Source organism: Nocardia sp. JCM 34519.1 (assembly GCF_020361265.1).
GTDB classification, from domain to species: Bacteria; Actinomycetota; Actinomycetes; order Mycobacteriales; family Mycobacteriaceae; genus Nocardia; species Nocardia arthritidis_A.
In genome coordinates, this window is the sequence record NZ_JAIRBR010000029.1 from 61,173 (window position 1) to 87,747 (window position 26,575).

Annotated in this window: 19 protein-coding genes; 10 read left to right on the plus strand and 9 right to left on the minus strand. The window is 67.0% G+C overall.

Annotation, left to right across the window (positions count from 1 at the left end):
• Positions 1-14: 14 nt before the first annotated feature.
• On the minus strand, positions 15-1,289 hold the full coding sequence (locus tag LGY53_RS40035) for an ammonium transporter (protein ID WP_225731884.1): 1,275 nt from the start codon (positions 1,287-1,289) through the stop codon (positions 15-17).
• 125 nt (positions 1,290-1,414) lie between these two features.
• Entirely contained in the window at positions 1,415-2,260 is an 846-nt protein-coding gene (locus LGY53_RS40040; RefSeq protein ID WP_225731885.1) for a hypothetical protein, read from the minus strand.
• 513 nt (positions 2,261-2,773) lie between these two features.
• On the opposite strand from LGY53_RS40040, the gene LGY53_RS40045 reads away from it, so the two are divergent.
• The 5 genes from LGY53_RS40045 to LGY53_RS40065 all read left to right on the plus strand — a co-directional run bounded on the left by LGY53_RS40045 (position 2,774) and on the right by LGY53_RS40065 (position 14,119).
• Positions 2,774-5,905 (plus strand): DNA polymerase III subunit gamma and tau, encoded by a 3,132-nt coding sequence (locus tag LGY53_RS40045; protein WP_225731886.1) that lies wholly within the window; start codon positions 2,774-2,776, stop codon positions 5,903-5,905.
• A gap of 292 nt (positions 5,906-6,197) precedes the next feature.
• A complete protein-coding gene (locus LGY53_RS40050) occupies positions 6,198-7,409 on the plus strand; it encodes an acetyl-CoA C-acetyltransferase (RefSeq protein ID WP_167471507.1) in 1,212 nt (403 codons plus the stop codon).
• 113 nt (positions 7,410-7,522) lie between these two features.
• Positions 7,523-9,670, plus strand: a complete 2,148-nt coding sequence (locus LGY53_RS40055; RefSeq protein ID WP_308103080.1) for a 3-hydroxyacyl-CoA dehydrogenase NAD-binding domain-containing protein — start codon at positions 7,523-7,525, stop codon at positions 9,668-9,670.
• 131 nt (positions 9,671-9,801) lie between these two features.
• Entirely contained in the window at positions 9,802-10,212 is a 411-nt protein-coding gene (locus LGY53_RS40060) for a PPOX class F420-dependent oxidoreductase (RefSeq protein WP_225731887.1), read from the plus strand.
• Between the two features lie 343 nt (positions 10,213-10,555).
• On the plus strand, positions 10,556-14,119 hold the full coding sequence (locus LGY53_RS40065; RefSeq protein ID WP_225731888.1) for a serine/threonine-protein kinase: 3,564 nt from the start codon (positions 10,556-10,558) through the stop codon (positions 14,117-14,119).
• A 233-nt stretch (positions 14,120-14,352) separates the two neighbouring features.
• Here the strand turns inward: LGY53_RS40065 and LGY53_RS40070 are convergent, their stop codons facing one another.
• Together LGY53_RS40070 and LGY53_RS40075 are read right to left on the minus strand one after the other, a co-directional pair.
• Positions 14,353-15,669 (minus strand): class I SAM-dependent methyltransferase, encoded by a 1,317-nt coding sequence (locus LGY53_RS40070; RefSeq protein WP_225731889.1) that lies wholly within the window; start codon positions 15,667-15,669, stop codon positions 14,353-14,355.
• Positions 15,666-17,105: an FAD-binding oxidoreductase gene (locus LGY53_RS40075; protein WP_225731917.1), complete on the minus strand. Its 1,440-nt coding sequence runs from the start codon at positions 17,103-17,105 to the stop codon at positions 15,666-15,668. The genes LGY53_RS40070 and LGY53_RS40075 overlap by 4 nt, the downstream gene beginning before the upstream one ends.
• Positions 17,106-17,467: 362 nt before the next feature.
• Here LGY53_RS40075 and LGY53_RS40080 point away from each other — a divergent pair, with 362 nt between their 5' ends.
• Entirely contained in the window at positions 17,468-17,902 is a 435-nt protein-coding gene (locus LGY53_RS40080) for an SRPBCC family protein (protein WP_167471511.1), read from the plus strand.
• A 23-nt stretch (positions 17,903-17,925) separates the two neighbouring features.
• On the opposite strand, the gene LGY53_RS40085 is transcribed toward LGY53_RS40080, so the two are convergent.
• The 3 genes from LGY53_RS40085 to LGY53_RS40095 are packed head-to-tail and all read right to left on the minus strand — an operon-like array spanning position 17,926 to position 19,707.
• Positions 17,926-18,273, minus strand: coding sequence for a VOC family protein (locus tag LGY53_RS40085; RefSeq protein WP_225731890.1), 348 nt, complete (start codon positions 18,271-18,273; stop codon positions 17,926-17,928).
• A gap of 16 nt (positions 18,274-18,289) precedes the next feature.
• On the minus strand, positions 18,290-19,105 hold the full coding sequence (locus LGY53_RS40090; RefSeq protein ID WP_225731891.1) for a MerR family transcriptional regulator: 816 nt from the start codon (positions 19,103-19,105) through the stop codon (positions 18,290-18,292).
• Positions 19,106-19,149: 44 nt separating this feature from the next.
• On the minus strand, positions 19,150-19,707 hold the full coding sequence (locus LGY53_RS40095) for a hypothetical protein (protein WP_225731892.1): 558 nt from the start codon (positions 19,705-19,707) through the stop codon (positions 19,150-19,152).
• Between the two features lie 259 nt (positions 19,708-19,966).
• Between LGY53_RS40095 and LGY53_RS40100 the strand changes: the two genes are divergently transcribed.
• From LGY53_RS40100 to LGY53_RS40110, 3 genes are read left to right on the plus strand one after another with little or no spacing between them, the layout of a single operon-like run.
• Positions 19,967-20,308, plus strand: coding sequence for a YbaB/EbfC family nucleoid-associated protein (locus LGY53_RS40100; RefSeq protein ID WP_225731918.1), 342 nt, complete (start codon positions 19,967-19,969; stop codon positions 20,306-20,308).
• Positions 20,309-20,319: 11 nt separating this feature from the next.
• Complete coding sequence (gene recR / locus LGY53_RS40105; RefSeq protein WP_167471515.1) at positions 20,320-20,928, plus strand: recombination mediator RecR; 609 nt, start codon at positions 20,320-20,322, stop codon at positions 20,926-20,928.
• A gap of 55 nt (positions 20,929-20,983) precedes the next feature.
• The gene (locus LGY53_RS40110) at positions 20,984-21,604 is read left to right on the plus strand and encodes a LysE family translocator (protein WP_225731893.1); all 621 of its coding nucleotides are present in this window, start codon (positions 20,984-20,986) and stop codon (positions 21,602-21,604) included.
• Positions 21,605-21,629: 25 nt separating this feature from the next.
• Here LGY53_RS40110 and LGY53_RS40115 read toward each other — a convergent pair whose 3' ends face one another.
• Together LGY53_RS40115 and LGY53_RS40120 are read right to left on the minus strand one after the other, a co-directional pair.
• Entirely contained in the window at positions 21,630-22,271 is a 642-nt protein-coding gene (locus LGY53_RS40115) for a hypothetical protein (RefSeq protein WP_225731894.1), read from the minus strand.
• Between the two features lie 204 nt (positions 22,272-22,475).
• Entirely contained in the window at positions 22,476-22,682 is a 207-nt protein-coding gene (locus LGY53_RS40120) for a hypothetical protein (RefSeq protein ID WP_225731895.1), read from the minus strand.
• A 135-nt stretch (positions 22,683-22,817) separates the two neighbouring features.
• Between LGY53_RS40120 and LGY53_RS40125 the strand changes: the two genes are divergently transcribed.
• On the plus strand, positions 22,818-26,570 hold the full coding sequence (locus tag LGY53_RS40125) for a DUF2126 domain-containing protein (RefSeq protein WP_225731896.1): 3,753 nt from the start codon (positions 22,818-22,820) through the stop codon (positions 26,568-26,570).
• The last annotated feature ends 5 nt before the right edge of the window (positions 26,571-26,575 follow it).

Genomic DNA, 26,575 nt, shown 5'->3' on the forward strand with positions numbered 1-26,575 from the left:
CCGGCTCCGGCGCCTCATTTCCCGAGGTGGGTCTGGCCGAAGGTCCGCGGCGAATGTCCGTGCACCCCTTCGGCATACGCGGTCTCCGCGTGCAGTGCGAAATCGATGCCGGTGGATTCGTCCTCCCGGCTCACCCGGAATCCGATGGTCCGATCGATGGCCTTGCCGAGCAGGAAGCTGATGGCGAAGGCATAAGCCGCGACGGCGAGCACACCCACCAGTTGCTTGCCCAGCTGAGCGAGTCCGCCACCGTAGAACAGACCCTCGGCGCCGCCGGTCATCACCTGGTTGGCCAGCAGGCCGATCAGCAGCGTGCCGACAATGCCGCCGACGAAGTGCACGCCCACCACGTCGAGCGAATCGTCGTAGCCCGCCTTGAATTTCCAGCCCACCGCGAACGAGCAGACCACACCGGCCGCGAGCCCGACGACCACCGCGCCGAGGGTGTTCACCGAACCGCAGGACGGCGTGATCGCCACCAGACCGGCCACCGCACCCGATGCCGCGCCGAAGGTGGTCGGATGCCCGTCGCGGATCTGTTCCACCGCGAGCCAGCCGAGCATGCCGAGACATCCGGCCACCAGCGTGTTCAAAAAGACCGCCGCCGCAACACCATTCGCCGACAGCGCGGATCCGGCATTGAAACCGAACCAGCCGAACCACAGCAGTCCGGCGCCGAGCAGCACGAACGGCAGGTTGTGCGGCCGCATGGCGTCCACCTTGAATCCGATCCGCGGGCCGAGCACGATCGCCAGCGCCAAAGCCGAAGCGCCGGAGGCGATTTCCACGACCATGCCGCCCGCGTAGTCCAGCGCGCCGAATTTGGCGAGCCAGCCGTCCGGACCCCAAACCCAGTGCGCGATCGGGACATACACCACCAGCGCCCACAGCGGGACGAACACCATCCAGCCGGAGAATTTCGCGCGATCGGCGATCGCGCCGCTCACCAGCGCGGCGGTCAGGATCGCGAAGGTCAGCTGGAAGGTGGCGAAGAGCAGTTCCGGAACCGTCCCGTGCACGGTGTGCGGATCGATATCGCGCATGCCGATATGCGCGAGGCCGCCGATGAGCCCGGCGCCCGCATCGTCACCGAAGGCCAGGGAGTATCCGACCAGCAGCCAGACCACCGTCACCAGCGGGATCGCGATGAAGTTCATCATCAACATGTTGAGTACGCCGGTGGAGCGCACCATCCCGCCGTAGAAGATGGCCAGGGCCGGCGTCATCAGCAGCACCAGGGCGGTGCTGATGAGCAGCCAGGCGGTGGCCGCGGGATCGATCTGTGCCACGGGGTAACTCCTTCCACGCCCAATGCGTTGCGAAGAAATTACCGAACGCGGCGTGAGGTCAGGCGCGGAGGCGGTAGCGAAGCGTAACCACGTAGCGCCCCGAACGCCGCAAATTCAATGACAGCTCACTCGTGGGATGTTTGCCGAGGTCGCTGTCCGCGCCGGGCGAGTATCCGCAGGCCGCGCCGACCCGGCACCGGCAGCTCGTTCTCCACCGCGAGCCATTCGGCGGTGCTGAGCCACTGCTGCTGAACGCGGGCATCGGCGGTGTCGTGGAAAATCCGGCGGCCGCGGTCGTCGCGCAGCTCGTGCGCCATGCTCGACCAGCGCGGCGGCCGTCCGTGCTCGGTGCGGTATTCGGCGAGATATCCGGCGACCAGCGTGCCGATGGTGTTCACCGGCCGCAGCGAAACCCGGTTGCCGTATTTGGCGGCGTGGAAGCGCCGCCCGGCGCAAAGCGATCCGGGATTGGCATTGGAGGCGATCCAACCCGCGCGCTGGGCCCGCTCGATCAGCCACAGATGTTTGACGGCGCCGGGCGCGATATCGCCGATGCGATCCCGGATCAGGCCCATGACCTCGTCGGAGGACAGCACGTCGCGCCGGGTCGGGCCGATGCCGTACGCCTTCCAGTGGTCGTTGGCCAGCCGGGCCAGTGCCCTGCCGAAGTCGTCGATGCTGCGCTGGGCGCGGCGGCCGAGGCGCTCGATCCGCTCCGCCTCCTTGCGCATCTCGTTCTGCGCGGTGAGGGTGCGGATGGCGGCCATGGTCGGCACCTGCCCGCGTTCGAGCAGTTCCAGAATGGCCGCCGCGGTGGCCGGATCCGCGGCCGCGGCCACCGGTAGCGAATCGCGTTTGATCGCGAATTCCTGCGGGCTGATCGCGCGGCTGAGCAGGCCGACCGCGGCATTGTCGCCGGCGAAGTCGGTGCTGGAAAGCCAGGCGGCGGCGATGTCGACACACGACGTCACGGTGGGACTGTCCTCCGGGAATGGCAGCCGGCGGAGCCGGCGGGGCGGGTAGACACCGGTGTGGAAGTGTGGAAATCGGCGAAAGTGCCGGATAAAGCGCGAAAACCAGGTTGCGCCCCGGTCGGGATGAGGGACCGGCCGGGGACACCAACCTGATGAAGGTTTGGCTACCGAAGTTGCCAAGGGCCACGTTAGCCAGCGGATTGCGTGAATGTCATCCCCATTGATGATTTCGTTATCTCCACTAAACAGGGGAAATTCGGGGCGTGAGTTCGGATAAATGCCGAAAATACTGGTGGCTAGGTTGTCGTTTTCCCGTTTCGACCGATTTCCGATTGGCGATTGCTCCGATGTTGCCGACTTCTATCGCCGTTTGGTGCGGATTCGGCGGGCTGTTGGTGATATGTGATTTGCATCACATTTATGGCTCCGGGTTGCCTCTTCGGAAGCCGCGCCGAGCCCGTGGGAGCAGCAGAAATGTTCTTTGTCGGTGGGCGCCGGTAGCCTCTGCCCGTGGCTCTGTACCGGAAGTACCGACCGGCAACGTTCGCTGAGGTGGTGGGTCAGGAACACGTCACCGACCCGCTGAGCACCGCGCTCGACACCGGACGGATCAGTCATGCCTACCTATTCTCCGGCCCGCGCGGATGTGGCAAGACCTCATCGGCGCGCATTCTGGCGCGATCGCTGAACTGCGTACAGGGTCCGACCTCTACGCCGTGCGGTGTCTGCCCGTCCTGTGTCGCGCTGGCCCCGGGCGGTCCGGGCAATCTCGACGTCATCGAACTCGACGCGGCCAGCCACGGCGGTGTCGACGACACCCGCGAGCTGCGCGACCGCGCCTTCTACGCACCCGCCGAGTCGCGGTACCGGGTGTTCATCGTCGACGAGGCGCATATGGTCACCACCGCGGGCTTCAACGCGCTGCTCAAGATCGTCGAGGAACCACCCGCCCACCTGATCTTCATCTTCGCCACCACCGAACCGGACAAGGTGCTGCCGACCATCCGTTCGCGCACCCACCACTACCCGTTCCGGCTGCTGCCGCCCGCCACCATGCGCGGTCTGCTCGGCAAGATCTGCGAACAGGAGCAGGTGCCGGTCGAAGAGGCCGTGTACCCCTTGGTGATTCGCGCAGGCGGTGGTTCGCCGCGGGACAGCCTCAGCGTGCTGGATCAGCTGCTGGCCGGTGCCGGGGCGGAGGGCGTCACCTACCCGAGGGCGGTGGCGCTGCTCGGCGTCACCGATGTCGCGCTGATCGATGACGCGGTGGAGGCGCTGGCCGCCGACGACGGCGCGGCGCTGTTCGGCACCGTCGACAGGGTGATGGAGGCCGGGCACGATCCCCGCCGCTTCGCGGTCGACCTGCTGGAACGCTTCCGCGACCTGATCCTGCTGCGCGCCGTACCCGACGCCGCCGACCGCGGACTGGTCTCCGGCCCCGGCGATGTGCTCGATCGCATGCGCGATCAGGCCCAGCGCATCGGCCCGGCCACCCTGGCCCGCTACGCCGAACTGCTGCACGAGGGGCTCGGCGAGATGCGCGGCGCCACCGCACCGCGCCTGCTGCTCGAGGTCGTCTGCGCCCGCATGCTGCTGCCATCGGTCTCCGACGCCGAATCCGCCGCGCTGCAACGCCTCGAACGTTTGGAGCGCGGTTTCGCGGGCGGAGCGATGCCCGTCGCCCCCGCCGGTGCGACGGCGGGTGGCCCCGCACCCGCCGCGGAGCGTGCGCCGAGTCAACCGGCGGCCGCGCCCGCCGACCCGAGCCGCCGCCGCGGCGCGGAGGCGCTCGCGGCGATTCGGGAGAGCCGCGCGGGGCGCGGCGGTCAAGGACAGCCCGGTGGCGGAGCGTCACCGGATAGTCCGCCCGGACATGGAGATTCCGGTGACGCGGCGGATCCTGCTCGGTCGCCGGGCGACCAGAGTCGTCCCGAGGCTGCCGCAGCGCCGCCCAGCCGATCCGAGCATGGCGTGGCTGGTGCGGGCGGTGAATCCGCCGCAGCACCCGATCCCTCCTCCGGCCGAGGGAACCCGTCCGGACGTGGCGGCGTCGCCGTCTCGGGTGCGGCAGATTCCGCTCAGCCGCAGGGCGGCCAGCGTGGATCCGAAATCGCCGCGGGCGGCGGGCCCGCCGAGACGGTCGATCCGACGGGTGGCCGGATGCCGGTCGGCGACGCGGCTGCCGCATCGCATGGCGATCGGAATCCAGTTGTGGCCGTTGGTGTTACGGCTGGTAGGGCCGTTGGCGCAGTAGATCCCGGTGCAGCCGATCGCCGTGGCGTGGCGGCTTCGAATAGCCCAGGGCCAATCGACCGGTCGGCAGCCGTCGACGGCGCTGCGACTGCTGAGGAACGGCCGCACGGCGTTTCCGTCCCTGCGAAATCGGGCGATAGCGCAACATCGGTCGGGGTCATCGACGCGGCGGATGGCTCGATTCCGAGTGGGTCCGGGCGTGAGCCTGGTGCGGGTAGTGCCAGTTCCGGGGCCGAGGGTGCGCAAAGGCCCGCCGCGCAGGGTGATTCGTCGGCTGGGGCCAGCGCCACTGCTACAGGTGGCCTGGGTGCGGAAAGTACGAGGGCGTCCGAGCCGGTGTTGTCGGAGGTCGATGATCTCGACGACGCCGTAACGGAGGTGGGCGAGGATCCGGCCGAATTCCTCGACGAAGCCGAGTACGCCGATGGGGCCGATGCGGTGGACGCGTCGCTCGACATCGCCGACGCATACGCCGACGAGGTCGAATCGGCAAGTGCCGCAGCCGAATTCGGCGGTGAAGCGGCCGGAGACGATGTTGCCGCCGAATCCGGGCCGGTGGAAGCCGATGCGGCGCAGCCGATCTCCTCGCGGCCGGTGGTGAACGAGGAATCGCCTTCGGTTACGAGCGGGGCGGTGGCGAATGAACCGCAACCCGAGGAGTTGATGCGGGCGGTCGAGGCGGCGTGGGCGGATATCCGGGCCAAGGTGCGCGAGTTCGGGCCGACGCTGCAGGCGCTGCTGTCCGGTGCGTCGGTGGCGCGGGTGGATGGCGCGGCGATCGTATTCGCGCATCAGAGCCCGCCGCTCGCGCAGCGGTTGTCGAGTCAGCAGAACCTGGATGCGGTGCGGTCGGCGGTGCGCGCGGTGCTCGGCCGTGATCACGAGGTGCGCTGGGAGGCAGGCGGCCCGGCGCAGCGCCCGGCCGCGGCGCCCAAGGTGGCCGGGGGGAACCGGTCGCGCGGCGGCGGGCAGCGGGAATCGGGCAGCGCGGGCGGTAGAGATAGCGCGGCGCCGCCGCGTTTCTCCCGGCCGAGCCAGGCGAAGGGGGCGGGTAAACCGGCCGGCGGCAATCAGCGCGGTACTCGCCCGGAGCCGCGGACATTCGGCGACGACGACATCCCGCCGCCCGACTACCCCGATCTACCCGACGACCCGGGGCCAGCGGACTTCGCTCCGGCGGATACCGGCGCGGCAGCGGGCGGTTTCGAGGCCGCGCCGCGCGGCGGGTACGCCCCGGATCCGGTACCGCCGCAAGTCACGCCGGACGACGAAGAGGAGATGCTGGCCGAGGCCGCGACCCCGGTGCCGGCGGGCAATCGTCGCGATCCGGACGAGGTCGCCTTGGAATTGCTCAGAAATGAGCTGGGGGCCACACGGCTGGACGGTTGACAACCGCGGCGCTCGCATCGTTAAGTTAACCGGAGTTCGCACGCACGGTACTATGAACGGGTGGCCGCGAGCTCCGGCGTTGCCAAGTTCTATCGTGTGCACAGGCCAAACCGCACATTTGGACACGTCATCGCCGAGGCTTGCCGATTTTTGTACAGCGTCAGGACGATCGGTCCGCTGGACCGGTCGGTGAGGTTACCCGCGGCCGCGCCGCACAACGCGGTTCGGCGCAATGAAGCGCTCGGACGGATGCCCGGTCCGCCCGCCGCACCCGAGGAAGGAAAACTCCGATATGACCACAGAGGCCTACATTTTCGAGGCCATCCGCACCCCGCGCGGCCGCAACAAGAAGGGGTCGCTGCATTCGGTCAAGCCGATCGACCTGACCACGGGTCTGGTCCAGGAGCTGCGGAATCGCTTTCCGAATCTCGATGAAGACCGGATTTCGGATCTGATCCTCGGTGTCGTGTCGCCGGTCGGCGACCAGGGCGCGGATATCGCCCGCACCACCGTCCTCACCGCCGGCCTGCCCGACACCGTCGGCGGCTTCCAGCTCAACCGCTTCTGCGCCTCCGGCCTCGAGGCCGTGAACCTGGCCGCCCAGAAGGTCCGCTCCGGCTTCGACGACCTGGTGATCGCGGGCGGTGTCGAGTCGATGTCGCGCGTTCCGATGGGTTCGGACGGCGGCGCCTGGGCCATGGACCCGGCCACCAGCTACGACACCTACTTTGTGCCGCAGGGCATTTCGGCCGACCTGATCGCCACCATCGAGGGCTTCACCCGCGACGATGTCGACGCGTACGCGGTGCGCTCGCAGGAGCTGGCCGCCAAGGCCACCACCGGCGGCTACTTCGCCAAGTCCATCGTTCCGGTCAAGGACCTCAACGGCCTTGTCGTGCTGGACCGCGACGAGCACATGCGTCCCGGCACCACCGTCGAGGACCTCGCCAAGCTGAACCCGTCCTTCGCCGGCATCGGCGACTTCGGCGGTTTCGACGCGGTGGCGCTGCAGAAGTTCCACTTCGTCGAGAAGATCAACCACGTGCACCACGGCGGCAACAGCTCCGGCATCGTCGACGGCGCCGCGCTCGTGCTGGTCGGCACCGAGGAGGCGGGCAAGGCCTCCGGTCTGACCCCGAAGGCGCGCATCGTCGCCACCGCCACCTCCGGCGCCGACCCGACGATCATGCTCACCGGTCCGACCCCGGCCGCCAAGAAGGCGCTGGCCAAGGCGGGCCTGACCATCGATGACATCGACCTGGTCGAGATCAACGAGGCGTTCGCCTCGGTGGTGCTGAAGTTCCAGAAGGACCTGCAGGTGCCCGACGAGAAGCTGAACGTCAACGGTGGCGCGATCGCCATGGGTCACCCGCTCGGTGCGACCGGCGCGATGATCACCGGCACCATGGTCGACGAGCTGGAGCGCCGCAACGCCCGCTACGCGCTGATCACCCTCTGCATCGGTGGCGGCATGGGTGTGGCCACCATCATCGAGCGCGTCTAATCCCAACCGGCAGCTGAGAATTCGCGCGGCATGAACGTCAGGCCCGGAGGAGGCAGCTTGCGTAACCACGCAGGGCCCGTGAATGCCGCCATGAAACAAGGAGACACAGAGCTGTGAGCGACACCAACATGATCGGTTGGGAGCAGGATTCGGACGGCATCGTCGTGCTGACGATGGACGACCCGAACCAGGGCGCCAACACGATGAACGAGCTGTACAAGAAGTCGATGACGGCCACCGTCGATCGGCTGGAGGCGGAGAAGGACAGCATCACCGGTGTGGTGCTGACCTCGGCCAAGAAGACCTTCTTCGCCGGCGGCGACCTGAAGAACATGATGAAGGTCACCAAGGACGACGCCAAGCAGCTGATGGACGAGCTGACCGAGATCAAGGCGGCGCTGCGCCGGCTGGAGCAGCTCGGCAAGCCGGTCGTCGCCGCGATCAACGGCGCCGCGCTCGGCGGCGGCCTGGAGATCGCGCTGGCCACCCACCACCGCATCGCCGCCGACGTGCCCGGTTCGCAGATCGGTCTGCCCGAGGCCACCCTCGGCCTGCTGCCCGCCGGTGGCGGCGTCACCCGCACCGTGCGCATGCTCGGCCTGCAGAACGCGCTGATGCAGGTGCTGCTGCAGGGCCAGCGCAACAAGCCGGCCAAGGCCAAGGAGATCGGCCTGATCGACGAGCTGGTCGGCTCGGTCGACGAGCTGATCCCGGCCGCCAAGGCGTGGATCAAGGCCAACCCGGAGGCCGCGCAGCCGTGGGATAAGAAGGGCTTCAAGATCCCGGGCGGCACCCCGTCCAACCCGGCCTTCGCCGCGAACCTGCCCGCCTTCCCGGCCAACCTGCGCAAGCAGATCAAGGGTGCGAACATGCCCGCGCCGCGCGCGATCATGTCCGCCGCGGTCGAGGGTTCGCAGGTCGACTTCGACAACGCCTCGCTGATCGAATCCCGCTACTTCGTGCACCTGCTCACCGGGCCGGTCGCGAAGAATATGATTCAGGCCTTCTTCTTCGACCTGCAGACCATCAACAACGGCGGTTCGCGCCCGAAGGATGTGCCCAAGAAGGAGATTCGCAAGGTCGGCGTGCTCGGCGCGGGCATGATGGGCGCCGGTATCGCCTACGTCTCCGCCAAGGCCGGCTACGAGGTCGTGCTGAAGGACGTCACCATCGAGGCGGCCGAGCGCGGCAAGAACTACTCGGAGAAGATCGAGGCCAAGGCGCTGTCCCGCGGTAAGACCACCGAGGAGAAGTCCAAGGCGCTGCTGGACCGGATCAAGCCGACCGCGGATGCGGCCGACTTCGCCGGCGTCGACTTCGTTATCGAGGCGGTTTTCGAGAACACCGAGCTCAAGCACAAGGTGTTCCAGGAGATCGAGGACATCGTCACCCCCGACGCGCTGCTCGGCTCGAACACCTCCACCCTGCCGATCACCGGTCTGGCCACCGGTGTGAAGCGCCAGGAGGACTTCATCGGCATCCATTTCTTCTCGCCGGTGGACAAGATGCCGCTGGTGGAGATCATCAAGGGTGAGAAGACCTCGGATGAGGCGCTGGCCCGGGTGTTCGACTACACCCTGGCGATCAAGAAGACCCCGATCGTGGTGAACGACAGTCGTGGTTTCTTCACCTCGCGGGTGATCGGCACGTTCGTCAACGAGGCGATCGCGATGCTGGGTGAGGGTATCGAGCCCGCGACGATCGAGCAGGCGGGTTCGCAGGCGGGTTACCCGGCCGCGCCGCTGCAGCTGTCGGATGAGCTGAACATGAAGCTCATGCAGAAGATCGCCAAGGAGACCCAGGAGGCGATCGCGCACGGCGATGCCACCATGGGCAGCAAGCGGCACCCGGCGCTGGATGTCATCGACTACATGGTCGAGCAGGGGCGTCCGGGTCGGCTGGAGAAGGCGGGCTTCTACGAGTACGACGAGTCGGGCAAGCGCACCGGGCTGTGGCCGGGTCTGCGTGAGCACTTCAAGTCGGTGGCCGGTTTCCAGGTGCCGCTGCAGGATCTGATCGACCGGATGCTGTTCATCGAGGCGATCGAGACCCAGAAGTGTTTCGACGAGGGCGTGCTGACCTCGACCGCCGACGCCAACATCGGTTCGATTTTCGGTATCGGCTACCCGGCCTGGACCGGTGGTGTGCACCAGTTCATCGTCGGCTACCCGGGCGGCCAGCAGGCGTTCGTTGCGCGTGCCGACGAGCTGAAGGCCAAGTACGGCGACCGCTTCGAGGTCCCGGCCTCGCTGCGTAAGTAATAGGCCGAAAAGCAAAGCCCGCCAACGTGTTCCGCGTTGGCGGGCTTTTGCTTTCCGGTACGCGGAACAAACTGGTTCGGCCGATCGGTTGTTCTGATCGGAGTACGTCGAGTCGGATCGAGGAGTTGCTCATGCCGGTGGTGTTCGACGCCGAGGTGCGGAAGATACTCGACGGAAGGAACTTCGCGACCGTCGCGACACTCGATGCGCATGGCGCGCCGCATACGTCGGTGGTGTGGATCCTGCGCGACGGTGACACCGTTGTCTTCTCCACGACGGCGGACCGACTGAAGGCGCGTCATTTGGGTCGCGATCCGCGCGTGAGCCTGACCGTATTCGATACCGCGAATCCGTACCGCTCGGTGGATATTCGCGGCGTCGCCGAGCTGACCGACGACGCGGACCGGGAGGTGCAGTTCCTGGTGTCGCGGAAGTATCTCGGCACCGAACCGCCGCCCGAGCCGGACACCGTGCGGCGGATGGTCGTGCGGATCGTTCCGGAGCGGGTCAGCGGGTTCGTCGGCGGGTCCGGGCGTGGGTGAGGTGCGCGCCCGCGATGTTCATCTCGGCGTGTCGCGAGGGATACCGGCGGTGGGTGTGCCGCGCGGGTACGCGTTCTGGTACGGACATACCGAAAGCCGTTCCGGCGCAGGATAATCCGGTTTCGATGGCCCGAGTGCAGCCGAATATCGGTAGCAATTCCGGCGCCGATCGTGGCGTGGGCGAAATCGGCCTGTTTCGAAAGCTCCACCTATGGGTCCATAGCGCGCTACGTTGGAGTATGCGCAGACATATCGGACATCCGAGAATCGCCTGGGGTGCCCGATGTCGGCGTGTGTACTGCTCGCCGGTGACGCCGATTCGATGTCAGTTCGAGGTGGTCACATGACTCGACAACCACGTTCGGGTAAGGAGAACCCCGGATCGGACCCGGCCGAATCGAATACCCAGCGTCAGACGCCCTTCGGCATCACCGATGAACTGGAGGCAATGGGGCTCTACGGCGCGAAGGAGATCGGCCGGGGCGGGTTCGGGGTGGTGTATCGCTGTATTCAGCGCGCCCTCGATCGAGTGGTCGCGGTCAAAGTGCTGTCCGAGGAGTTGGAGGCGGAGAGCCGCGAGCGCTTCCTGCGCGAGGAGCAGGCCATGGGCCGGTTGTCCGGCCATCCGAATATCGTGGACATTCTGCAGGTCGATGTCACCGGCTCCGGGCTGCCGTTCATCGTCATGCCGTATTGCGGGCGCGGTTCGCTCGAACAGCTCATCCGCGAGCACGGCCCGCTCACCTGGTCGGATTCGCTGCGGGCGGGGGTGAAGCTGGCGGGCGCGATCGAGAGCGCGCACCGGGCGGGCATCCTGCATCGCGATGTGAAACCGGCGAACGTCCTGCTCACCGGGTACGGCGAACCGCAGCTCACCGACTTCGGCATCGCCCGGATACCCGGCGGGTTCCGCACGTCGAACAGCCTGATCACCGGCTCGCCCGCATTCACCGCACCCGAGGTGCTCAAGGGTGACGACCCGACCACCCGCTCCGATATATACGGGCTCGGCGCGACGCTGTTCGCCCTGTTGACCGGGCATGCCGCCTTCGAACGGCAGGCGGGGGAGAAGGTGGTGGCGCAGTTCCTGCGGATCACCACCCAGCCGGTGCCGGACCTGCGCGAGCACGATATTCCGGCGGATGTCGCCGCGGCGATCGAATACGCGATGGCCTCGGATCCGGACGACCGCCCCGCCTCCGCCTTCGAATTCGGCGAGCTGCTGCGGGCGGCGCAGCTCGAGCACGACCAGGTGCCCGACGAGATGGCGCTGCTGGACCCGTCCGCGGCGCTGGACGAATTCGAGGGCCCGGTCGAAGAGGGTGAGTCGACCACGCTGGCCCGGCCCGCGGTGACGGCCCGGCGCAGCTGGCCGCTGAATCTGAATCAGGCGGGCGGGCAAACCAGTGCCCAGTCCGCGCCTTCGGCGACGACGCTGCCGCCGACCGCGACCACCAAATTCCGGCCGCCGACCCCGGCCAGGGCACCGGTGCCGCGGCCGCGGCTGCTCGACATCCTGCGGGCGGGCGGGCGGCGCAGGCTCGCGGTGATCCACGCGCCCGCCGGATTCGGCAAGAGCACCGTGGCCGCGCAGTGGCGCGGTGAGCTCACCGAGCGCGGTATCGCGGTCGCGTGGATCGGCATCGCGCATGACGACGACAACGAGATCTGGTTTCTCGCACACCTGATCCAGGCGATCCGGCGCGTCCGGCCCGATCTCGGAACCGGTTTGGAGCAGGTGCTGGAGGAGCGGCCCGCGGATGCGGCCGCCTTCGTCATCACCACGCTGATCGATGAGATCCATGCCGCGGGTTCGACGGTCGTTGTGATCGTCGACGACTGGCACCGGGTCACCGACGCGGGCGCGCACCGGGCGATGGCGGCGTTGCTGGACAACGGATGTCACCACCTGCGCTTCGTGGTGACCAGCCGGGAGCAGTCCGGCCTGCCGACCAGCCGGATGCGAGTGCATGACGAACTGGTCGAAATCGGTTCGGCCGCACTGCGTCTCACCGCGGCGGAGACCAAGCAGATCCTGGTGGAGCACAACGGTTTCGCGCTGACCGACGCGCAGGTCGACCAGATACATCACGCGACCGACGGCTGGCCCGCCGCCATCCAGCTGGTGAGCCTGGCGCTGCGCGGCAATGCCGATCCGGCGCAGCTGATCGCGAACCTGTCCGAGGGTACGCACGGTATCCGCGAGTATCTGGCCGAAAACGTCTTGGACACATTGGAACCCAGGATGTTGGAGTTCCTGATGGCCATTTCGGTGACCGAGCGGGTCTCCGGATCGCTCGCCGCCGCGCTGTCCGGTGACGCCGATGCCGAGCAACTGCTGGAGCAGGCCGAACAGCGCGAATTGTTCCTGCGGCGCATCGAACACGATCCGGAGTGGTTCCGGATGCAGCCGCTGTTCGCCGAACATCTGCGCGCCCGGCTGGAACGCGCCCACCCGGGCCGGTTGAAGGCGTTGCACCGCAAGGCATCTCGCTGGTATTACGAGCATCAGCTGCTGCGCAAGTCGGTGGATCACGCGCTGGCCGCCACCGATCTGAAGATGGCACTGGATCTGTTGGAGAGCGGCGGCATGGACCTCATCGACCGGTCCCGCCTCGCGACGCTGCTCGGCACCGTATCGAAACTGCCCATGCAGCAGGTGGCTTCGCGCTCGAAGCTTTTGATGGCGGTGGCGCGGGCCAATGTGAACCTGCAGCAGTCGGGTGCGGCGCGCAACGCGCTCGGCCGATTGTCGAATCTGCTCGCGCGCGGTTCGGCTAGCGATGCCGATGTGCGGCGCCAGCGGTCCGAGGCGGCGGTGCTCGCGGCGTCGGATCAAATCGCCAGGGATCACACCGAGGGCGTCGCCGCGCGGATCGCGGAAATCCTGGAACATCCGCAGGACCAGTCGGATTGGACCGTATCCACCGCGGCGAATCTGACCTCGTTCGTGCGGCTGTGCGAATTCGACTTCGACGGCGCCCGCGAAATACAGGAATGGGCCGCGGAATACCATGCGCGGTCGAAGGATCCGCTCGGCGCGGTATTCGGGCTGTGCGGTATGGGCGCCGCCGCGTACGAGCAGCTCGATATCGCCACGGCCACCGAATGCTTCCAGCGGGCATGGGAGACGGCGCAGACCAGATCGGGCCCGCGCTCGCACGCGGTGCGGGTGGCGGCCGCGCTGCTCGGCGAATTGAGTTACCGCCGTGGCGATCTCGCCGACGCCGACCGGCTGCTCGACGAAAGCCACCAATTGGTGACCAGGGTCGGCCCGGTGGACTTCCTCATCTCCAGCTTCGTCGTCGGCGCCAGAGTGAAGGCGGGCCTCGGCGATTTGTACACGGCGGCGGCACGGTTGGATGAGGGCGCACGAATCGCCCACGACAACAGGCTGATTCGCCTCGATGCGCATATCAGGGCAGAGCGCCTGCGCCTGGGCTTGTCCGGCGGCCCCACCGCGAACGGCTCGGAATACGATGCCGCACAGATACATTCGCCCCGCCGGATATCCGGCGCAGCGGCACTCGCCGCCGAAGCGGAGGAAATCGCCGCGATCCGCGGCCTCCTGGCCGAACACCGTCTCGGCGCCGACGACCGCGCAGTCCGCCGAGCCCGCGCCCTGCACGGCCGAATGCACGAACAACACCGCCCCCGAGCACAACTGGACGCGGTACTGCTGCTCGCCGAATGCCTCGCCGCCTCCGGCTGGGTCGGCGAGGCCACCGGCCTCCTGCTGCCCGCCGCCGCCGACTGCGCCAAACTCGGCTGGACCCGCCCCCTGCTGGACGCAGGCCCCGGCGTAGTAGGCATCCTCCGCGTCCTCCGCGACGAAATGCCTTCCCCCGCAATGCAATCCGCCGAAACCGAACTCCCAGCCCTATTCCTCGCCGAACTGCTGGACTGACACCTCTCCACCGCGACCCAACATCCGGCTCGGTTCACGAGGCTTTCTTGTCACGAGCGACTTTCCACCACAAGCCGGCGTCCAGCTCGGTTCCCCAAGCTTCCCCGGCAAGAGCGACTTTCCACCCCAACCCTATGCACAGGGCGGATGCGCGCCAGCGCATCCGCCCTGTCGAACCAGCGCCTGAGGCGTGAACCGACCAAAATCCGAGCGTCAGCGAGGATTTGGTCGGCTCACGCCTCCCACCATGGACGCAACGGCACCGTCCAGCTACCGTCCGCCGGCAACTTAACCCCCAGCACCTGATGCAGCTGAACCACATTGCGCTGGAACCCAAGCCGACATCCAGCCATATACAGCCCCCACACCTTCGCAGTACCTTCGCCGACCTCTTCGACGCAGGCATCCCAATTGGCGACCAGGTTCTTGCACCATTCCGCGAGGGTCAGCGCGTAGTGTTCGCGCAGGTTCTCCTCGTGCAGCACCTCGAGTCCGATGTTCTGGATTTCGGAGATGATGCGGCCGGATCCGATCAGCTCACCGTCCGGGAAGACGTACCGGTCGATGAAGTCGCCCGCCTTGGTGGTGCGGGTGTTGTCCGGGCGGGTGATGCAGTGGTTCAGGAACAGGCCGCCGTCGCGCAGCTTGCCCTTGATGTAGTCGAAGTAGAACGGGTAGTTGTGTACGCCGATGTGTTCGGTCAACCCGATCGAGGAGACGGCGTCGAAGTCGGTCTCCGGAACGTCGCGGTAGTCGGAGTGCCGCACCTCGGCGAGGTCGGACAGTCCCTCCTCGGCGATCTTCTTCTGCGCCCAATCCGCCTGTTCGGCGGACAGTGTCGCACCGATGACCTTGACGCCGCGCTTGGCCGCGTAGCGCACCATGCCGCCCCAACCGCAGCCGATATCGAGCAGGCGGTCGCCCGGCTTCAGGCGTAGCTTGTCGAAGACGAGCCGGTACTTGTTCTCCTGTGCCTGCTCCAGCGTCCAGTCCTCGGCGCCGTAACAGGCGCAGGTGTATGTCATGGACGGGCCGAGGACGTACTCGTAGAAGGTGTTCGAGACGTCGTAGTGGTGGTGGATGGCCTCGGCGTCGCGGGTTTTGGAGTGCCGCAGGCCCTCCAGCGCGATCCGGCGCCAGCGCGGCAGGGTCTCCTGCGGCGGCGGGGCGACGGGCTTGAGCCGCTCCCAGCCGAGCGAGCGCGCGATGGTCACCAGGGCCAGCGCGGACGGACGCCGGAACTTCAGGCTGTCCATGGCCCGCAGCATTTCGTACGGGTCGCCGGGGTGCACCCCCTCGGCCACCATATCGCCCGCGATATACGCGCGGGCCAAGCCGAGGTCGCCGGGTGCGGTCGCGAGGTAGTTGATGCCGCGCGGGGTGCGGATATCCAGTTTGTACTGCGAATCCGCCGGTCCGGTCGCACTTCCGTCGTATGCGCTGATCCGGATGGGGACCTCGCCGTCGATCAGGGTCTCCAGGATCTCGGCAATGCTGAGCTTGGTCCCGAGATCGGCAAAGACGTCGGAACGGTCCTTGAACGTGGTCATTTGCGTTGCACCGCCTTCGAATACAAGTCCAGCAAGCGCTGGTCCGGGTCGTAGCGTTTCTTCAGTTCGCTGTAGGTATCCCCGCCGTAGAGCGCCGCGAACTCATCCTTGCCATAGAAGGCATCCGAGTACAGCGATTTGTGCCCGTCGAACTCGGTCACCGTGCGTTCGATGGCGCGGTTGGCCGCGCCATCGGGCTGCCCGGGGACCTTGGGGACGGCCGACCAGAACCCGACATTCACATAGGTTCGGTTCGGCTCCAGCGGGTACAAGGGCCAAACGCGGCCGGTTGTTCCCGCCTCCTTGGTTTCCCGCAAACGCAGCGGGCACAGCCAGAGCGGTTCGATCGGGATCTCGCGCAGGAACCATTCGACGAAGTCGGCGGTGCGCTCCACCGGAACCTCGATGTCCTGCACGACGCGTTCCTGCGGCGGCTGGCCCTTCCTGGCGGCGAGCTTGTCGCCGAGGTTGTACTTGTGGTCGAGCGCGATGATCTTCCAGTAGAAGCTGCTGCGGCGGTAGCGCTTGGGCCAGAAGCGGCGGATCTTCGGATTCTGCGTGCCGAAGGCGCGTGAGCACCAGAACCAGTCGGTATCCCAGCGCCACAGGTAGTCGTGGATGGTGAGACGGTCGCGCTTGGGTTCGGCGCCGTCGTGCTGGATGGACCGGTAGTAGATGTCCATACCGGTGTAGTCGCTGACCGGGCCCGCCTCGTCGGTCTGGCGGCCGAGGGTCAGGTAGCTCTCCTCGGCGGTGAACACCACGCCGTCGAGGTAGTCGACCTGTTCGCCGTCGTAGGCTCTTTCCTCGACGATCCTGGCCAGCGTGGCCTCCAACTCGCGGAGATCGTGGAAGCGCACATGCCGCAGCGCGACGTAGGGCTGTACGCGCTCCAGCTGGATCTTCAGCCGGACCGTGTAACCGAGGGTGCCGTATGAGTTCGGGAAGCCGCGGAACAGGTCGGCGTACTCGCCATCCGGTGTGACGGTGAGTATTTCGCCCGAGCCGGTCAGCACGTCCATTTCCAGCACCGACTCGTGTGGGAGGCCGTTGCGGAACGAGGTGGATTCGATGCCGAGGCCGGTCACCGCGCCGCCGAGCGTGATGGTCTTCAGCTGCGGAACCACCAGCGGGGCCAGCCCGTACGGCAGGGTGGCCGCGACCAGCTCCTCATATGTGGTCATGCCGGCGACATCGGCGGTCTGTGCCACCGGATCCACCGAGATCACCTTGGTCAGCCCGGAGACGTCGAGGCCGGGTGCGGTGTTCTTGGCTCTGGCACGGAACAGGTTCGAGGTCTTCTTCGCCAGTCGCACATTGGCATGCGCCGGTATCGCGCGATAGCTCGCCAGCAGCCGGTCAACGCCGGCACGGTGTGCGGCATATCCTGATTCGCGTGCGGCCGATGCGGGTCCGGCCTTCCCCAACAGACTCAACGCCACCCCTCGACGCTAGTACGCACTGGTTGGTAGAGCCACCGCGAGGGTGTCCTCCAGGGACAAATGTCACGCATATGTTGCACGGTGTTCGATCGTGGTGTCCGCCACCGTGGTTCATATCGGTGTAGCTCATATCGTCGTAGCGAAAAGTGTGACATCGGCTCGCCCGTAGTTGGCGACATTCGCGCACAACGTAATCTGTCGGGAGCGAGTCTTACGAGCGACGTTCGCGGCCCGTCTCGCGTCTCAGCGGTCGAAGCGCATGCGCCGCAGGCGCGAGTCTCGACCGCTGAGACGCGAGACTCCCAGGGGCCGCGAACACGCCGCGCGAAGCGCGGCCAATCAGACAAGGAGTGATCGTGGGACAGGTCAGCGCCAGCAGTTCGATCGCCATCTCGGCGGATCCCCAGCGGACCCTGGAGGCTATCGCGGACTACGAGACGGTCCGTCCGCGCATCCTTTCCGCGCACTACCGCGACTACAAGGTGCTCGAGGGCGGTAAGGGCGCCGGCACCGTCGCCGAGTGGGTGTTGCAGGCCACCGAGAAGCGGGTCCGCAATATTCACGCCGTGGTGTCGGTGTCGGATTCCATTGTCACCGAGCGCGATTCGAATTCGACGCTGGTGAACACCTGGACCGTGACGCCGGACGGCGCCGGTTCGCAGGTCACCCTGCGCACCACCTGGAAGGGTGCGGGCGGGGTCGCGGGCATCTTCGAGGGGATTTTCGCGCCGTTGGGGCTGAAGAAGATCCAGGCCGAGGTGCTGGCGAACCTGCAGCGCGAATTGGCCTGATACCGCCACGATGCGGTTTCGGCTTACGCCTCGCCGATGTCGAAGAGGTTGCCCTCGGGATCGGCGAGGGTGGTCCATTGGTGGCCGTACTCGTCGAAATCGCCGACGTGCTTGGCGCCCAAGGCGATCGCGCGTTGCACCTCGGCCTGCCGGTCGGCGGATCGCAGATCGAGGTGGATGACGTTCTTACCCGGATTCTTGTCCGGCACCTGGATGAACATCAAACCCGTTGCGCCCGTTCCGTAGCCGATGGTGGCGAAGTGCTCGTTGCCGTCCGGGTCCACCGATTTGTTCAGCAGTTGCGCCCAGAAGTCGGCGAGCGCGGCGGCGTCGGCGCAGTCGAAGGTGATGCTGCCGAGTGCGAGTGTCATTGAATCTCCTTGTTTATCAGGGGTGTTCGATCGGCCAGCAGACCTCGGTGCGGTACTGGCCCGGATCTTCGGTATCGATCGGTGAGATGAGGTAGCGCTCGCGCACCGGTTCGGCCAGCGCGGTGGCGTGTTCGGCGACATGGCCGCCCAACGCGCCGTAGGTGAGGTCGAAGTCGTCGAAGCCGCCCTCGTGCACCGCGACCGCGAAATGGCGCGCGGGCATTTCGCGGACGGCGGCGCGGGCGGGCGGATCGATGCGCGCACCGTCCGGCAGCGGTACGAAGGCCACCACCTCGCCGATCTCGTTCTCGAAGAACTCCATCGAATAGGTGCAGCCGTCGACGTCCGCCGGGGTGATGCCCGCCGCGGCGACGACGTGGTGCAGCAGGTCGAAGGAGGCCGCGCACCAGTCGCCGATTCGGTCCCGACCCACCGTCTCGGTGACCGTCAATGCCGAAAACGACGGCACCGCACGGTATTCCACCTCGATCGGGCGTGCGGGGGTGAGCAGCGCGCGCAATGAGGCCACCACCGCGCGGGTGCGCATCAACTCCGCCTCCATGCGTTCCAGATGGGCACGCAGGGTCGCGTCGCGCGTCGCCGGGTCCGGCGCCGCGAGCATCGCCTTGATCTCGGGCACCGGCATATCGAGTTCGCGCAGCCGCCGGATCAGATGGGCCTGTGCGACCTGATCTATGCCGTAGCGGCGGTAGCCGGAACTCGCGTCGATCGCGACGGGTTCGAGCAGTTCGATGTCGTGGTAATACCGCAGCGTCTTCACGCTGAGGTAGGTCAGCCGGGCGAACTCCCCGATGGCTACGGTCGCTGTCATAAGCACAGCGAACACCCTCCAGCGGGTGGAGGGTCAAGCGGTGGTCAGGCGAGCGCGAACGTGAGCAGCAGCGTCGTCTGGAAGAACCCGCGCCACCAGGAATAACCGAACCACACGCCGGGGGCCACCTCCCTGACCTCGTCGTACACCTGCGGTGTCGGCGACGGTGCGTAGTTGAACGCCCAGGTGGGCTGTCCGTCGATCAGCGCGGGCGCGGTGTATACGTCGGCGGGCCACGCCTCGGTGCCCGCGGCGGTGACGCGGTTCATCAGCCGTCCGCCGTCCGGGCCGGTGTAGAAGGTTTTGCCGATCCAGAAGGCCGGCGCCAGCGCCTGTGCCACCGGCGGCCGGGTGACCCAGCCGTCCTTGACGCCCATCGGAACGTCACCGCGCGGCGCGTTCCGGAAGATCGCGTCCTGCTGTTCCGGGGAACATCGAAAGCGCAGCGAATCGATCGTGGCCGCCCTGTTATCCGGGTAGATGACGCAGCCGCCGCCGTAGTCGGCCGCGGGATCCGCCGATGCGGCGGGCGTCAGGAACAGGCTCGGAATTCCCAGGGCGAGCACGCAGGTACCGAGGAAACGAACGCGGTATGTGCTCATGACGGTCTCCAGAACTCACGCACCGGTCTCCGACCCACTTTCGAGGGTAGGGCGATCGTGATGCGCTGAACCGGAACGAGGCCAAGCTGTTATCGCTTATGTACATGACGCATGGTTACTGGTAGGGGCCACAAGATCGGGGAAGTCTTGTGGCGCAGGGCGGATCGGGGTCGATATCCCACGGAGAGCTACGCTGGTTCGCGAGCCGAATACTTGCTCCGCGCCGGTCGGCGCGGATATCGCGATGAGAGGACGAGCCGTGCAGCCCGGTGGTCAATTCGACATGCAGCAGTTACTCGCACAGGCACAGCAGATGCAGCAGGCGGTGCTCGCGGCGCAGGCCGAGATCGCGGCCTCCGAGGTGGAGGGGCAGGCGGGCAACGGTCTGGTCAAGGTGACCATCAAGGCGACGGGCGAGGTCGTCTCGCTGACCATCGACCCGAAGGTGGTCGACCCGGAGGATGTCGAAAGCCTGCAGGACCTGGTGATCGGCGCGATCAACGACGCGATGGCCAATGCGCAGCAGGTCGCCGCGGACCGGCTCGGACCGCTGGCGGGCGGTGGGCTCGGCGGTTCGCTGCCCGGCCTGCCCGACTTCTGAGGACGTAGCAGTTGTACGAGGGTCCGGTTCAGGATCTGATCGATGAGCTGGGCAAGCTGCCCGGCGTCGGTCCGAAGAGCGCGCAGCGCATCGCTTTTCACCTATTGCAGGTGGAGCCGCCGGATATCGACCGGTTGCAGGCGGCTTTGCAGAAGGTGCGCGACGGCGTGCAGTTCTGCGTGATGTGCGGCACCGTCTCCGACGGTGAGCTGTGCCGCATCTGCGCCGATCCGCGTCGCGACCGCACCATGATCTGCGTGGTCGAGGAGCCGAAGGATGTGCAGGCCATCGAGCGCACCAGGGAGTTCCGCGGTCGCTACCACGTGCTCGGCGGCGCGCTCGACCCGCTGAGCGGGGTCGGGCCGGATCAGCTGCGGATCCGGGAGTTGTTGGCGCGCATCGGAAATCAGCAGGACGGTGTGGATGTCACCGAGGTGATCATCGCGACCGATCCGAATACCGAAGGTGAGGCCACCGCAACGTATTTGGTGCGCATGCTGCGAGATTTCCCCGGGCTCACGGTAACTCGGCTCGCGTCCGGATTGCCGATGGGCGGCGATCTGGAATTCGCGGACGAATTGACCCTCGGGCGTGCGCTTTCCGGGCGGCGGGCGCTCTGAGCGCCGGTGGAACAACGGGGTTGCGATAAACCCGGCGCAGGTTACTGTGTCGGGGATGAGCATCGAGTTCTTGCTGACCACGCTCGTCATCGTCGCAACCCCGGGCACCGGTGCCTTGTTCACGCTCGCGGCGGGGCTCTCGCGCGGCGCGCGGGCCAGCATTGTCGCGGCCTTCGGCTGCACCCTCGGCGTGGTGCCGCATATGGTCGCGGCCATCACCGGGCTGGCGGCACTGTTGAACGCCAGTGCCGTCGCATTTCAGACGCTGAAGTATCTCGGTGTCGCCTATCTGCTGTACATGGCGTGGAATACGTTCCGGGACAAGGGCGCACTGACGGTGCCCGAGGAGGAAGCCGATAAGCCCGCGCCTTCGGCGTGGCAGGTGATCACCTCGGCCATCCTGGTCAATGTGCTCAACCCGAAGTTGACCATCTTCTTCTTCGCGTTCCTGCCGCAGTTCGTGCCGAACGGTTCGGCGAACGCGCTGCGGCGCATGCTCGAGCTGAGCGCGATTTTCATGCTCGCGACGTTCGTGGTTTTCGCGGTGTACGGCGTATGCGCGGCGGCCGTTCGCAACCACGTCATCTCGCGGCCCGCGGTGGTGACCTGGATGCGCCGGGTCTTCGGCGCATCCTTTATCGCGCTGGCCGGGCGCTTGGCGTTGCAGAATCAGTAATCGGCTTGTCGCACAGGTTAATTGGTTACAGGTCGAGGCGTGACCACGGCATGGTGTTCAACCGGGACCGGTCGCCCGCGGTCCAGTCCCAGATCAGCTCGGCGACCATCGCGGCATCCCGGATGGTGACGCCGAAGTGCTTGTCCGGCGCGCCATCCCGGTATTCGAGGGTGTACACGCCGGACTTGTCCAGGTAGGTCTGGATGTAGTCGTGCGGGGCGCGTTCGACGATCAGATACGGGTTGGGCGGGGTGAGTTCCGAAACCCATTGCTCGGCAAGTGTTTTCGTCAAATATGGGAATTCGCCCGCGCCGCCGTGCGTCACCGTCACCGGGACGCTCCCGGCCGGGTCGATCAGCCAGGCGAGCTGCGGATCGTATACCGCGTACCCCAGCGGGGTCGCCAGCGCGAACAGTATCCGCCGGACGTGGCCGATCGCGTCGTACGGGCAGGCCACGTGTAGCACCGTGCCGGTCGCGGCACCGCCCACCTCCGCGCTGAGGAACGCATTCGCCTCGGACAGTTCGGCATTGGCCTTGTTCAGCTGCGCCGCCAGCGTCGCGACCGTCTCCGTCTCCGGAACACCCTGCTGAGCGGCGAGGTACGCGTCCACCTCGGCGAGCGTCGAGGCGGCACCGGACGGCAGCAGGAGGTGGTCGTAGTTCACCCGGTCAGCGTACGGGGCATCGGGTATCGCCCCTGTCGTCGGTGGTCCACCTGGATAGAACGCGACATCAGGCATGTCCTCTTCGTCCGGTGATCTTCCTTTTGGAAGTATTCGCCGGATCAGATCCCGGACACACGCCCCCAAGTACTTGGTCATCCAGCTATAACGGCTGGTGGCGGGCGAACTGTGAGACGTCTCGCAGGTTCAGCCGGTGCGGTCCGCCGAATGCGCTGCGTAACAGGAACACCCGCCCGCGATATCGGCGCAGTCGACGATGAAGGTGTGACGGGCCTGGTCCAGGTCGGCGCAGTCTTCCTCGGTGCATTCGACCAGGCGGCCGACATGGGCGATGAGCGTGCCGTGACAGTGGTCGACGGCGGATTCGCAGGATCGGCACTGATGCGCGGGCATGTGGGCCTCCGGGCGAGATCGGTTCGTGATTCGGTCTTAGCACTCCGGTCCGACAAGGGGTGGGACGGTACGGGGTGTGTCGCGGGTCGGCCGAACTCCGGTCATCGGCGGTTCAGGGTGTGGTGAACTTGGTTCATGGGCATCAAGGTGTCCCTCGAACACCGGACGACCTACACCTTCGAACGGCTGGTGCGGGTTCACCCCCATGTGGTGCGATTGCGGCCCGCCCCGCACTCGCGCACCAGGATCGACGCCTATTCGATGCGGGTGACCCCCGCCGAGCACTTCGTCAACTGGCAGCAGGACGCGTTCGGCAATTTCCTTGCCCGCCTTGTATTTCCGCATCCCGCGCGGGAGCTGTCGATTACCGTCGGGCTGATCGCCGACCTCGAGGCGATCAACCCGTTCGACTTCTTCGTCGAGGATTACGCCGAGCATTTTCCGTTCGCCTACCGGCCGGAGTTGGCGGCGGATCTGGAACCGTATCTGCGTCCGGTGGACGGCTCGGGCGTTTTGGTGCGCGAATGGGTGCGCGCGCACCGGCCCGCCGACGGTCCGCGCACGATTGATTTCTTGGTTGCGCTCAACCAGGCGCTGCACGGCGATGTCGGGTACACGATCCGGATGGAACCCGGTGTGCAGTCACCCGAGCACACACTGCGCGGTGCGCTCGGATCGTGCCGGGATTCGGCCTGGCTACTGGTCTCGGTGCTGCGTGAACTCGGGTTGGCGGCGCGGTTCGTCTCGGGTTATCTGGTGCAGTTGGCCCAGGACGCGCCCTCCCTCGACGGCCCATCCGGCCCGGCGGCGGACTTCACCGATCTGCACGCCTGGGCCGAGGTCTATCTGCCGGGCGCGGGCTGGATCGGGCTCGATCCGACATCCGGACTGTTCGCCGGTGAGGGACATATCCCGCTTGCCGCGACACCGCATCCGAAATCCGCGGCGCCGATCACCGGCGCCACCGAACCGACGCGCGCCACCATGGATTTCGCGAATATTGTGCGGCGCGTTCACGAGGATCCGCGAGTCACCCTGCCGTACACCACATCTCAGTGGGAACGCATCGCCGCGGTCGGCGCCGCGCTGGATGCCCGAATGGTGCGGGCGGATATCGGCCTCACCATCGGCGGCGAACCGACCTTCGTCTCCATCGACGACCGGACCGCCCCGGAATGGACCACCGAGGCGGACGGTCCGCACAAACGCGCCCGCGCAATCGATTTGGCCCACCGCCTCCGCCGGATCTACGCACCCACCGGCATCGTGCAATACCGCCAGGGCAAGTGGTATCCCGGAGAACCCTTGCCGCGCTGGGAAATAGCGATCGCCTGGCGCGCCGACGGTGAGCCGGTCTGGACCAGGCAGGAATTGCTCGCCGATCCGTGGCCGCCGACCGGATCGGGGAGTACGCCCGGTGTCGAGGGCGAGCGGGATTCGCGTGCCGACAACGGAAGCGGATGGCCTGACGGTCCGGACGCCGGGATAGCGGAGCGGGTTGATGGTTTCGGCGACGCGGGGCAGGCCGAGTCGGAGTCGAGCGCGTATTCGACGTCGCCGGGCTCGGCTGCCGGGGCCGACATGGCGATCTCGGAACCGGACCTGGCGGATGTCGGCTTCGGTGGTGCTGCGATACGCACGCCGACCGCGTTTTCGCTGGGGCGCGAGCCGGATTCGATGCCGCCGAGCCCGGGTTCAGCGGCTGGCAGTCCGACGGTGGGCGCGAACGCTCCTACGAAAGTCGGTTCCGGGGACTCGGTGACGGTGTCACCGCTGCCGCAGGTCGCGGTGATGCAGGACGATTCGGCCGCCGAACCTCGACCCGCGTCGCTGAATATCGTTGCGGTAGAATCACGTTCCGGTTCAGATGCGGAGCAGGCACGGGCGCTCGTTGTGCATATCGCCGAGGGGTTGGGTCTGCCGCTGACGCAGGTGCGACCGGCGTTCGAGGATCCGTTGGCCCGGATCGCCGCGAAAATGCGCCTGCCGGAGGGGGATCCGGTAAGCGAGCCTGATGCGGCGGTGCTGCTGGCCCGGTTGGACGCCGAGATCACCGAGCCGGTCGCTTATGTGCTGCCGTTGTACCGGCGGGAGGATGGGGCCGGGTGGGCCAGTGCGGAGTGGCGGTTGCGGCGTGGGCGGTCCGATACCGCGCCGCTCGGGCGAATCGTGTTGACGGAAGGGGATTCTCCGGCCGGGTTGCGATTGCCGCTCGATTCGATTTCCTGGCGGCGGCCGCCCGCGCGTCCCGAACACGATCCGTTTGTATTGGGTCCGCTCCTACAGCGCGGTGATGAACCGGCGACGGTCGAGCCGCCGGATTGGTCGCCGACCACCGCGCTGGTCGCCGAGGTGCGCGCGGGCAGGCTGCACGTATTCCTGCCGCCGGTAAGCGAACTCGATGATTTCCTGGATCTGGTGCATCGGGTGGAGTCGGCCGCCGCCGCACTCGGTGAGCCGGTGGTGCTGGAGGGCTATGCCCCGCCGGCGGACGCGCGGTTGCATACGTTCTCGATTACGCCCGATCCCGGTGTGCTCGAGGTGAACGTGCGGCCGACGGTGTCGTTCGCCGAGCAGACGGAACTGCTTGCCACGCTGTACGAACAGGCGCGGCTGGCCCGGCTCGGCACCGAATGCTTCGACGTCGACGGTGCGCACGGCGGTACCGGCGGCGGCAACCACATCACCCTCGGGGGTGAAACGCCCGCGCGGTCACCGCTGTTGCGCCGCCCGGACCTATTGGTTTCGCTGATCACCTACTGGCAGCGTCATCCGGCACTGTCGTATCTGTTCTCCGGCCGCTTCATCGGCCCGACCTCCCAGGCGCCGCGGGTGGACGAGGGACGCGAGGAGACGCTGTACGAACTGGAGATCGCCTTCGCCGAAATCGACCGGCTGTCGCGGGATTCGGCCGGGCTGCCGTGGCAGGTCGATCGGGCGTTGCGCCACCTGCTCACCGACCTGACCGGTAACACCCATCGCGCCGAATTCTGTATCGACAAGCTGTACAGCCCCGAATCGGCAAGGGGCCGAATGGGTTTGGTCGAGCTGCGGGGATTCGAGATGCCGCCGCACTTCCGGATGGCCATGGTGCAATCGCTGCTGGTGCGTGCGCTGGTCGCGATGCTGTGGGAAAAACCGTTGCGGGCCAGGCTAATTCGGCATGGTGCAAATCTGCACGGCCGCTATCTGCTGCCGCATTTCCTGCTCGCCGACCTCGCCGAGGTGGTCGCCGAACTGCGCGCGCACGGCATCGGATTCGAGCTGAGCTGGCTGGACCCGTTCACCGAATTCCGGTTCCCGCGCATCGGAACCGTGGTGCTCGGCACCGTCGAGGTGGAGTTGCGCGGCGCGATCGAACCGTGGAACACGTTGGGGGAGCAGACCGTTGCCACCGGCACCGCCCGGTACGTCGACTCGTCGGTGGAGCGGCTGCAGGTGCGGGTGGTCGGCGCCGATCGCGGCCGTCACGTGCTCACCTGCAACGGTTGGCCGGTGCCGCTGCTCGCCACCGACCAGACCGATGTCCAGGTGGCCGGTGTGCGCTACCGGGCATGGCAGCCGCCGAACTCGCTGCACCCGTCCATCACGGTGGACGCGCCGCTGATCTTCGACCTGGTCGATGCCGAAACCGGGCTGTCCCGCGGCGGCTGCACCTACCATGTGGTGCACCCCGGCGGCCTCGCCTACGAGACGCCGCCGGTCAATGCGGTAGCAGCGCAATCTCGCCGCAACCGGCGCTTCGAGGCGGCGGGACATAGTGCGACCCGGCTCGATCTCGGCGAATTACGTGCGAAGATGGCAGCACAGTCCGCCGATTCCGGAGCGCGGGGCATCCTCGACCTGCGCCGCGCCCGGACCGTATGGACAACATTCAGCGACCGGTAGGCATT